The following is a 2,258-nucleotide window of genomic DNA, read 5'->3' as shown; positions in this document are numbered from 1 at the left end:
ACCGCGTGGCCGATGGGGCGTGGGTGGCGCCAGGCGGTGAAAGCCACGAGCGTGTCGACCTGGCTCACGCAACCCTGCCCCACGAACTCACCCGCCCACCGGGTGCACCACGTGCAACCAGGCCAGCAAGATGGCCAGCTCGGCGAGTTGCTGGCTGGCGCCCAGGGTGTCGCCCGTGAAGCCACCCAATCGACGCTTGAGCCAACCCAGGCACCAGGCCAACACCAAGGCGGCGCCCAGCAGGCCCCAGGCCAGTGCCTGACCCAGGGTGCGCAGGGGCCAGCCGTCGAGCACGAAGAACAAGGCCATCGCCGCAGCCACCACCCCGGTGTTGGCCACCGTGGCCCACACGTGCGGGGTGGCCACGGCCAGCGCCAAAGGTTTGGCCTTCGCGTGTTCGGCGTCACCGGCATAGGGCAACAAACGGGTCAGCAGGACCGGCACCAGGCGCGACAGCGCATGCGCCCAGACCAGCCCCATCGACGTCCACAGCAACAGCACCTGGTGGATCTGGCTGGTGCGGGCGCTGTCGAGCTCGTGCACGCGGGGTGTGAGCAGCTCGACCAACACCGTGGCTTTCAGGCCCAGCAGCAGGACCAGGCCCAGCGCGCCATAGGTGCCCAGGCGCGAGTCCTTCATGATGAGCAGGGCCTTGTCGCGGCTGACCGCCCCGCCCAGCCCATCGCAGGTGTCGGCCCAGCCGTCCTCGTGAAACCCTCCGGTGAGCCAGACGGTCGCAGCCATGCTCAGGCCCACGGCCACCGCCGGCGGCCACCAGGCCGAGCACACCGTCAGCACCGCCACGCCAAACAGGCCCACCAGGGCGCCCGCCAGCGGGAAGTGGCGCATGCTCGCCGGCATCCACTCGGGCTGCCAGCCCACCCAGGCCGGCACCGGCACGCGGGTGAGGAACTGAACGGCCAGCCAGAACAGGCGCAGCTCGTGCACCAGGGCGCCTGAAAGGGCTGTGAGCAGGCCGCGTGGCGGTGGCGCTTGGCTCATGTCGATCTCAGGCCTGCGGGTCGGTGCCGGCGTTGCTGACCCCGGCAGACTCGAAGCTCGCCATCTCGCGCAGGATCCGGCAAGCCGACTCCAGCAGCGGCCAGGCCAGGGCCGCGCCCGAGCCTTCGCCCAGGCGCAGGTCGAGCTTGATCAAGGGTTCGGCGCCCAGGTGGGCCAGCATGCGGGCGTGACCGCTCTCGTCGGACTGGTGCGAGAACACACAGCGCTGCAACACACGTGGCCGCAGCGCATGGGCCACGAGCAACGCGCTGGTGGCAATGAAGCCGTCGACCACGATGACGCGGCCCTGTGCCGCCGCTTCGAGCATGGCGCCACACATCATGGCCACCTCGAAGCCACCGAAGGCTTGCAACACGGCCAGGGGCTGGTGCGCGTCGGCGTTGGCGAGCAAGGCCTCTTGCAGGATGGCGAGCTTGCGTTGCACGGCGGGCTCATCGAGCCCGGTGCCCCGGCCCACACATTGCGCCAGGGGCAGGCCCGTCAGGCGGGCCATGATCAAGGCGGCGCTGGACGTGTTGCCAATGCCCATCTCACCGAACAACACGGCGTTGCCCGGCAGGCTGCGCACGACCTCGGCACCTTGTTCAATCGCCTGAGCACATTGCGCCGCCGTCATCGCCGGGCCCCGGCTGCAGTCGGCTGTGCCCAGGGCCACCTTGCGGCTTTGCAGCATCGGGCGCGGCGCCAGTTCCTTGGCAGCCCCAGCGTCCACCACCGTGAGCGCCAGGCCATGCTGGCGCGCGAGCACGCTGATGGCCGCGCCACCTGCCAGGAAGTTTTCGACCATCTGCCAGGTCACGTCTGACGGAAAGGCCGACACGCCGCGCGCCGCCAGGCCGTGGTCGCCCGCGAACACCACCACCTGGGGAGAGACCAGCACCGGGCGCTCGCTGCGCAAGGTCAACCCGATCTGCAAGGCCAGCGACTCGATGCGGCCCAGCGAGCCCAAGGGCTTGGTCTTGTGGTCGATGAGGTGCTGCAAGCGAGCGGCGAGCACGCCATCGCGCAAATCGGCCAGCTCGGGCAACCTGGGTTCTGCCATGCCTCAGTCCTCGATGCCGCGTTGTGCCGGGATGCCTGCCTCGTAGGCATGCTTGACCTTGCGCACCTCGCTGACCGTGTCGGCGATCTCGATGACCTCGGCCGGGCAATCTCGCCCGGTGATCACGACGTGCACGTGCGAGGGCCGCGAGCGCAGGGCGTCGACCACCTCCTGCAGCGGCACCCAGCCGTAG

Annotated in this window: 3 protein-coding genes; all 3 read right to left on the bottom strand. The window is 69.8% G+C overall.

The window, feature by feature from the left end; genetic code table 11:
• Positions 1–87: 87 nt before the first annotated feature.
• Positions 88–1,002, bottom strand: coding sequence for an adenosylcobinamide-GDP ribazoletransferase (locus B2W70_RS05875; RefSeq protein ID WP_286743778.1), 915 nt, complete (start codon positions 1,000–1,002; stop codon positions 88–90).
• 7 nt (positions 1,003–1,009) lie between these two features.
• A complete protein-coding gene (gene cobT / locus B2W70_RS05870; protein WP_286743777.1) occupies positions 1,010–2,065 on the bottom strand; it encodes a nicotinate-nucleotide--dimethylbenzimidazole phosphoribosyltransferase in 1,056 nt (351 codons plus the stop codon).
• Between the two features lie 3 nt (positions 2,066–2,068).
• Positions 2,069–2,258 (bottom strand): cob(I)yrinic acid a,c-diamide adenosyltransferase (locus B2W70_RS05865; protein WP_286743775.1); only part of this gene is annotated, 190 nt, incomplete at its 5' end.

The organism is Aquabacterium sp. UBA2148 (assembly GCF_002328915.1).
Taxonomy (GTDB): domain Bacteria; phylum Pseudomonadota; class Gammaproteobacteria; order Burkholderiales; family Burkholderiaceae_C; genus Aquabacterium; species Aquabacterium parvum.
This window is presented reverse-complemented; position numbering and strand designations above follow the sequence as displayed.